Source organism: Streptomyces sp. NPDC058812, assembly GCF_042744565.1.
In the GTDB taxonomy this organism is placed as follows: Bacteria; Actinomycetota; Actinomycetes; order Streptomycetales; family Streptomycetaceae; genus Streptomyces; species Streptomyces thinghirensis.
The window spans coordinates 1-1,511 of sequence record NZ_JBHYOB010000077.1; the positions used below are offsets into that span (position 1 = coordinate 1).

The following is a 1,511-nucleotide window of genomic DNA, read 5'->3' on the forward strand; positions in this document are numbered from 1 at the left end:
GCTGCCGGAGGCGGCCGGGGACCTGGCGGAGCAGGACGCGCGAATGGCGCGGACCTCGGTCGAGGTCGAGGTGCAGTCCGTGACGGTCCTCAGTGTGTGGGGATCGGACGCGGCGACCTGTGATGCGCGGGCGCGGGAGCTGTCCGCGGCTCTGTCGGGCGGTGACTACCGGGTGGAGCGCCCCTACGGGATGCAGGAGGAACTCTTCGCCCTGGGGCTGCCGGGCGCAGTGCGGGCGCCGAAGCTGGGCCAGTTCACCCAGCACCAGCTGTCGGAGGACTGGGCTGCCAGTGGCGCGCTGACCCTGTCGCGGGTGGGTGATCCGGCCGGGATGCTCATCGGGCACGACCTGGACAGCGGAACGATCCGGCCCGTTCTGCTCAACCCGGCCGACGCCCCGCAGGTCAACGCGTCCGCTTCCAGCGCCGTGATCGGTGACCTGGGCAGCGGCAAGAGCGTGCTGGAGAAGCTGGTCACCTCCGCGGTCGTGGACCGGGGCGGCAGGGCGATCGTGATCGACCGGACCCCGATCCGCGAGTGGGCGAGCTTCGCCCGGGCCGCGGTGGGCGAGCGCTGCCAGATCATCGACGCTGCCCAGGCCCGGATCTCCATCGACCCGCTGCGGGTGTTCGGCGGCCCGGTCGGTTCCCACTACGCCCTCTCCTATCTGACCCTCCAGCTGGGGGTCGGGGCGATGAACGCGGCCGGCGCGGTCCTGCATCACGCGGTGGAGGAGGTGTCCGGCGGGCCGGAGCCGTCCATGGGCAAGGTCTTGGGCGTCCTGACGTCGCTGGCCGCGACCGGCAGCAGCAGTCGTGCGGACGCGGCGGCGACCATGGCCGACCTGCTGCGGATCGTCGCCAGCAACCCCCTCGCGGCCATGGTGTTCGACCCCGACCTGCCCGCGGTCAGCCTGGACGGCGACATGGGCGCCGACATGGTGGTGGTCACCACCACCGGCCTCACCCTGCCCCCGCGGGAGGCGTTCGCCGACGTCGAGGTCCTGCGCCAGCAGCCGCTGGAGGCCCTGATCGGACGCGCCGTGCTGTATCTGATCGCGGCCATCGCCCGGCAGGCCGCGTTCACCGACCCGGGACGGTTCTGCCTGGTCGAGCTGGACGAGTGCTACTGGCTCACCTCCTCCGCCGAAGGCGCGGCCCTGGTCCACGAGATCCTCCACGACGGCCGCAAGCACGGCGCCGGGGTCTTCCTCGGCGCCCACGACGAGAGCGAGCTGGGCAAGGACGCAGGGCTGATCGCCTACCGGTTCCTGGCCCGCACCGCCGACAGCGCCCGCGCGGCCCGGGGCTTGAGGTTCCTTGGTCTGGACGACGAGGACGAGGACCTGATCCGGCTGGTGACCACCGGACTGTCCCCCGTCGGACAGGTCGGCCGCGAGGGCGAGATGCTGCTGCGCGACCCGCGAATGCAGGTCGGCCGGATCAAGGTCGTCGTCCCACCCGTTGCCCGCCTGAAGGAGAACATCTTCACCACCCCGGGCCGCTCCCCGG

1 protein-coding gene is annotated in these 1,511 nt (G+C 72.3%); it reads left to right on the forward strand.

Translation table 11 applies throughout. From position 1 onward, the window contains the following. Positions 1-1,511 (forward strand): ATP-binding protein (locus ACFW48_RS38740; RefSeq protein ID WP_386323380.1); only part of this gene is annotated, 1,511 nt, incomplete at both ends.